The 5,209-nt window shown below is 61.6% G+C and carries 10 protein-coding genes; all 10 read left to right on the plus strand.

Annotation, left to right across the window (positions count from 1 at the left end; all coding sequences use genetic code 11):
• Positions 1-569: 569 nt before the first annotated feature.
• The 10 genes from QN397_RS26275 to QN397_RS26320 all read left to right on the plus strand — a co-directional run bounded on the left by QN397_RS26275 (position 570) and on the right by QN397_RS26320 (position 5,136).
• The gene (locus QN397_RS26275; RefSeq protein ID WP_323502455.1) at positions 570-845 is read left to right on the plus strand and encodes a hypothetical protein; all 276 of its coding nucleotides are present in this window, start codon (positions 570-572) and stop codon (positions 843-845) included.
• A 380-nt stretch (positions 846-1,225) separates the two neighbouring features.
• Positions 1,226-1,462 (plus strand): hypothetical protein, encoded by a 237-nt coding sequence (locus QN397_RS26280; protein WP_323502456.1) that lies wholly within the window; start codon positions 1,226-1,228, stop codon positions 1,460-1,462.
• Between the two features lie 83 nt (positions 1,463-1,545).
• Positions 1,546-1,815, plus strand: a complete 270-nt coding sequence (locus QN397_RS26285; protein WP_323502457.1) for a hypothetical protein — start codon at positions 1,546-1,548, stop codon at positions 1,813-1,815.
• A complete protein-coding gene (locus tag QN397_RS26290) occupies positions 1,815-2,087 on the plus strand; it encodes a hypothetical protein (protein ID WP_323502459.1) in 273 nt (90 codons plus the stop codon). Before QN397_RS26285 ends, QN397_RS26290 begins: the two co-directional genes overlap by 1 nt.
• Before the next feature lie 164 nt (positions 2,088-2,251).
• Positions 2,252-2,881: a pentapeptide repeat-containing protein gene (locus QN397_RS26295; RefSeq protein WP_323502460.1), complete on the plus strand. Its 630-nt coding sequence runs from the start codon at positions 2,252-2,254 to the stop codon at positions 2,879-2,881.
• Between the two features lie 8 nt (positions 2,882-2,889).
• The gene (locus QN397_RS26300) at positions 2,890-3,321 is read left to right on the plus strand and encodes a hypothetical protein (RefSeq protein WP_323502461.1); all 432 of its coding nucleotides are present in this window, start codon (positions 2,890-2,892) and stop codon (positions 3,319-3,321) included.
• The gene (locus tag QN397_RS26305; protein ID WP_323502462.1) at positions 3,321-3,506 is read left to right on the plus strand and encodes a hypothetical protein; all 186 of its coding nucleotides are present in this window, start codon (positions 3,321-3,323) and stop codon (positions 3,504-3,506) included. The genes QN397_RS26300 and QN397_RS26305 overlap by 1 nt, the downstream gene beginning before the upstream one ends.
• 62 nt (positions 3,507-3,568) lie before the next feature.
• Entirely contained in the window at positions 3,569-4,048 is a 480-nt protein-coding gene (locus QN397_RS26310; protein ID WP_323502463.1) for a hypothetical protein, read from the plus strand.
• Positions 4,045-4,698 carry a Bro-N domain-containing protein gene (locus QN397_RS26315; protein WP_323502464.1) on the plus strand — a complete coding sequence of 218 codons (654 nt, stop codon included), beginning with the start codon at positions 4,045-4,047 and terminating at the stop codon, positions 4,696-4,698. Before QN397_RS26310 ends, QN397_RS26315 begins: the two co-directional genes overlap by 4 nt.
• Before the next feature lie 240 nt (positions 4,699-4,938).
• Complete coding sequence (locus QN397_RS26320; protein ID WP_323502466.1) at positions 4,939-5,136, plus strand: hypothetical protein; 198 nt, start codon at positions 4,939-4,941, stop codon at positions 5,134-5,136.
• The last annotated feature ends 73 nt before the right edge of the window (positions 5,137-5,209 follow it).

A 5,209-nucleotide genomic window follows, 5' to 3' on the forward strand; every position in this document is an offset into this window, starting at 1 on the left:
CACTGCTGGAAACCGCAGGGCTGACGTGAACGATCGCCGTTGGGGCGACGTCAAGATGCCGTGACGGGACGCTTACGACTGGGAATCATGTCGGAGTATTACGCCGACATGCTCGGACCCAAAGGAAATCCAAGCACATCACCGGGACCCCAGACCGCCAAGCCCCCGGCGATGCTGCTGGTGGGCTATGTCCTACTCTATGAGTCTCATGGAGCAGAGCGCCATGTGGCTCGCTGCCAACTGGGAGTTGGTGTCGACACTGTCCACACCTGGGATGACTCACCCGCATCAAATTCGCGCACAGGTCCGGGACTCCCAAGCCCCCGAGGCACCCGCGCTGCTGCCATGCAAATGGCCGAACATTGGTTGTCAATTGAATTCACAACGGGCGACACCCACCCGGTGAACGTCATGGCGCACTACCGGGACCTCCAGACCGCCAAGCCTGGGCCACGATATCTATCGCCGCGATAGATATCCCCGCAGCCTGGGCCACCATCAAGCGCACCGCCGCCGAGCAACGGGAACTCTGGCGCGACGTGGGCGGGGGGTTGCTGGAAGGCCGGGTCATGTACCCATCCAATCAAGCCTTTGGTGCTTGGTACGCCAACGAGGGGTTCGACATGGATGCCCGCGACCGCTCTGACGCCATGTGGCTGGCAGAGAACTGGGCGTCTTCCCTAGTAGCGAAGACGGGTCACACCCACCCTAAGAACATTCGTCTGGAGCACCGGGACGCCCAAGCCACCCAAGCTCCCAGCCCTGACCTGGACATCTCTGCGCCCGCCGACGCCGCCCTGGAACGCATCGCCAAGGCTGCCAATCATGAAGATAGGGGAGAGTGAGACCTAGCCTGTTTCCCCGCCTCCAAAGTAATTGACTACAGGATGAAGACCCTAGTTTCAGCCGATGACCTGGCGACCCGGGAGTAAACGGCCACAGGATGAAGACCCTAGTTACATCCGATGAATTGGCCGCCCGGGATTAAACGCCTACAGGATGAAGACCCTAGTTTCAGCCGATGACTCAGGGCTGAAAAGTATTGTGGTGGAGAGTAGAAGACCCCAGGTACCTAGGTCACCCCGGGAGTCCCGAAGACTGCTGGCTCGTCCGCAAGACCACCCGGCTCACCGCCCGGCACTGGCACCCCGGCCCGACTGACGCTCTATGCGCTCAGTCCCCCTTTTTCGCATTCAATTTGCTGGCACCGCCGGCAGGAACACCCATGTCCACGAACACCGCCACCACGGCGCCGGCCGCGCAGCTATGCAAGGGCCAGTGCCGACAAATCCGCCCCCTGTTTGACTTCTACACGCTGGGCTCCAACTCCACGCACCACCGGCTGGTCTGCAAGGACTGCTGGAAATCCGTGAACGCCAAGGCACTGACGAAGCGCCGGGACCAGCGCACGAGACGCAAGGCCCTCCTTGCTATGTCGAAGACCGCCAAGCGCTCCACTTGATTCCTTTTGCCCCCACGCGCACGCATGGGGATTCTTCTTCGCATTCGATCCGTCACCGACGCACCTCACCTTCGCAACACACCATGACAACATCAAAGAGCTATTCACGCCTGGGGACGACCCAGCCCGCAGCTCCTGGACCCATCAAGGCCCACGCCGCCGTGGGTGAATGCGGCAACGTCAGGGCCATCCTGCTGGACGCCGAGAACGCAGCGGTCCTGGGAGTCCCGGTGACCGTTTACGAGGTCGCAATGAACGATCTGGACCAAGCAAAGATTGGCTCACCGCTGTTCGTCAACGGTGAGCCGAAGCTGTACGTGAAGCCCGGTATTCCACTGGGCGCGGTCACCTGATGGCTGCACTGAATGCCACGGCAGTCACTGCCAACACCTCGGCCGACTTCACCCTGGTGGCTGGCGCTTCCACCACCCTGAGCCTGAGCGGCACTGGCCCCCTTGGCCTGATGTGTCAAGCACAGGTGCAGATCAAGTCTGCAGCGGCGACTTACCAGACCATCGCCCAACTGGACAGCCGGAATCCCATGCTGGTGCTAAGTGCCATCGGGACCTTCCGTGTCGTCAAAGGCGACAACGCCGCCCAAGCATTCGGCGTCGAGCGCGACTGATAGCAAGGTGCCCCAGCGGCGCCCTCTTCCCTTTTCATTGGGGTTCTCGCAAGGGACCATTTACCGCTCCTGGCTTCACGGCTGGGGGCGGTCTTTCTTTGCGCGTCCCCCTTTCATAACAACACCGCCCCGGACGGATTCCGGCCTCCCTTGCAAAGACACACATGACCACCTGGCTCACCCTGGTTTCCACCACCCCCTTCGCTTCCCCCTTGAATCTTCCGGCCCCCAGTGGCCCCCGTGCTGCCATCGAGCAAGCCGTGCGTGACGGCGTTGACCTCAGCTTCCGCATGATTGAAGCCGACCTGACCGGCGCTTATCTGGAAGGCATCCTGGCGATGTCCGCGACCTTCATGGGCCGCATGGATGACGCCAAGCTGTCCAAAGGCCGGTTTGACCGCGCCGTGTTCCATGGCTCCCTGAAGAACGCCATCGGTATGGACGCGTGTTTCGCTCAGGCGTCATTCCTGGGTGTCGACCTGACGGGCCTGCAGGCTGACCGCGCTGACTTCCGATCCACCAACCTGCGGGGCGCGAATTGCTCGCGCATGGTGGCCCGTGAGGCTCTGTTCACCGGGGCTCAGTTTGAACGTGCGATCACCACTGACATGGATGTCGAAGGCGCCACCGTGTTCAAGGCCAACGTGAGCCACGAACAGCTTCAAGCCATGGCAACGCCATACGAAGACATCCAGTTCCACGCCCTCAATGGCCGCACACCGGCACAGGCCCAAGCCGCCGCTGATGAGATGAGCGCACTGGGTGCCATCTCCCGCTTCACCTCCACCATTTAAGAATTACCATGTCCAAGAAACAAGTCACCCAGCCCACCACCATCGGCAACCAACCCGGCACCAAGCCGGGCAGCTACATCGCGTCCCCACAGCTGGACCGCGCCAATACCTTTGCAGCCATGGCCGCTGACCTGGAGCCAGCATTGCTGGACCGCAGCGCCACCATCGCCTTGGTGCGTGAAGCCGTCACCGGCTACGGGGCCGAATTCGAGCCACACCGCCGTGACTTGCTGATCTGTGCCCAAGGCGTCGAGGAAGGCACCCGGAAACCTCGGGACCTGGAGGCACTGGTGGAAGACAAGGTGACCTTCTATCGCAATGCAGAGCGGGCAACGCTGACCACGGCAGCACGACTGCCGGACGAGTCACAGATTCATGCCGCCGCGCAGGCCGAGCGATTCCGTGTCGCCAACAACCCCAACTTCTGGCGCGACCAGTGATGCAAGTCGTTCACCTACCTGGCAAGTCCTATTGGACCCACGATGGCCGGCTGGTGGCAGGTGCTGCCCCGGTACGCAAGCCCATCGACTCCATGACCCAGCCCGAGCGAGAGGCGTGGGCCGACCAGATGGCTGAAGCCGCCATGCAGACCCGTGTGGTCCTGGCGGATGGGCGAGTGGTGTGACCATGGCAGGTAAGCCCGCGTCACCCGCCCAACGGGCTGCATATGTGAAAACTGGGCTTCGCATGAAGGCAGTGAAGCTGGCGAAAGTGGCCCGTCTTCAAGCCGAGCGGGACGCCCAAGCCGAGCACAGCAGGCTGGTCCTGGTGGCAACCAATGAGGACCGCATCACTCGTGGCCTGACGCCCATCGACTTCACGAAGCCCCGTGAGGCCGTCAGTTATTGGACGCCGCCACCCGCTGCTGTGGCCTTTGGTCCGGGCCTGCTGAACTCACGGCTTGTGGACCACGCGGCCCTGGAATCCTTTGGACTCAGTGCAGCGGTTGCAGGCGTCTTCTTTGAGTGTGGGGAGCGCTTGCTCTGCCGTGGCTGGCTCAAAGGAACCGATTACAGCGTCAGTGCCGCTGGGCTGTGTGTCCGGGTTGACCTGTGGGACCACCTTGCCCCGCGCATTGCCAAACACGAAGCCGACAGCAAGGCCCGGATTAGCTCAGGGAAACCAAAGAGTCCGAAAGCCGAACCCATTCAACAGATCAAACCATGAACATCATTCCATTTAATTTCAATTCAGAAGCTGTGCGTTCTATTGTCATCGCGGGGGAGCCGTGGTTTGTCGCAGCTGACCTGGCGGCGGTCCTTGGCTACAGCGAGACCGCTGCGGCAACCCGAACTGTCGACGACGAAGACAAGGGGCTGCAGACTGTGCAGACCCTTGGTGGCCCGCAAAGCGTTTCTATCGTCAATGAAGCTGGGCTTTATTGCTTGATTCTCGGATCACGCTTGCCAGCCGCAAAAGCCTTCAAGCGATGGGTCACGAGCGAGGTCCTGCCAAGCATCCGCAAGACGGGTGCCTTCAGTGTCACAGCGCCTCACGAGGCTGCACTGGCGGCCTTGCGTCACGTCCACTCTGAGGCTGACCGAGAGGTGGAACACCGCACCCAGCACTGCTACCACCGACCTGGCAACGCCCGCGCCACAGAGCGTATCAATGCCGTCATCGCTGACGTAGCAGCCAAGCGTGGCCTGGGTGTCGACGCGGTGACCCTGGGATTCCGGCAGTCCATCGAACACGTCATGGCTGAGACCTACGGCGACACCGTCGCTCAGGCCCGCATTGAACGCAAGCGCCTTGAGCTAGCTCCCCCACCAAAGCGCCGCCCGAAGGTCGCCACCCGACGCCGCTACATCGCGTAGCGACATGAGCCCCACCGGCTCACGCCAACACCCACGACCCCAACAGGCCCGCCATGCGCGGGCTTTGTCACGAATGGACCCCATGAACACCACACGCCCGTTTTGTACCTTCGGGGGCTGGGGCTGCGATACATGCCGCCCTGATCCCGTCATCGTTCCGTCAGCACCAGAACCAGCACCAGCACGCCCTGCGCGTGTTCCATCAAAGTGAACCGAGTCGACACCGACACGTCTCCAGTAATGGACATCCTGACGGTCAAACGGACGAAGGCCGGTCAAATCAAGAGGATCGTTGAATACGTCAACGTCGAGACCGGCGAAATCATTCCGGGCTCCACGGTCCCCGTGCTGTCCCTCGGGGTCAAGCTGGAACAACGCAGCCGCATTCTGGGGAAGCTACGGCCCGAAGTGCGTCAGTTCGCTGCCTTTGTCCTGTGAATCGCCCCGGTTTTTGAGGAGGCTCAACACTCTGAGAGGATTGAGCCATGAACAAGTCGAACAAGTTCTCACC

The sequence above is a fragment of the Variovorax sp. RTB1 genome (genome assembly GCF_035018765.1).
Lineage (GTDB): Bacteria > Pseudomonadota > Gammaproteobacteria > Burkholderiales > Burkholderiaceae_C > Variovorax.